Here is a 347-nt window from a genome sequence, read left to right as displayed (position 1 = left end):
GAGCATCATCGTCCCGATGATCTCGCCATCGATCTTCTTCGCCACCATCATGACGATGATCACGTCGCTGCAGGTGTTCGTGCAGCCGCAGATGCTCACCGGCGGCGGTCCGGGCAATGCCACGAAGCCGCTCGTCATGTACATCTGGGAGCAGGGATTCACCTTCGGTGATCTCGGCCTCGCCGCTGCAGCCGCGTGGATCCTGTTCGCGATCATCATCGCGATCACCGGGCTCCAGTTCGCCGCACAGAAGAAGTGGGTGCACTATGAGCACTGAGACCCTCGTCCGGCCCGCCGGACGCACCGGCCGCGCCGACCGCGAACGCGAGCGCGCACGCGGTGCGGCG

1 protein-coding gene is annotated in these 347 nt (G+C 65.4%); it reads left to right on the top strand.

Annotated features, from left to right (window positions below; translation table 11 throughout):
- Positions 1-277 (top strand): carbohydrate ABC transporter permease (locus DSP71_RS23320; RefSeq protein WP_396652046.1); only part of this gene is annotated, 277 nt, incomplete at its 5' end.
- Between the last annotated feature and the right edge of the window lie 70 nt (positions 278-347).

The organism is Microbacterium sp. H6, assembly GCF_003314775.1.
GTDB classification, from domain to species: Bacteria; Actinomycetota; Actinomycetes; order Actinomycetales; family Microbacteriaceae; genus Microbacterium; species Microbacterium oxydans.
The sequence above is the reverse complement of the archived record's forward strand: the minus strand, read 5'-3'. Positions and strand labels throughout refer to the sequence as shown.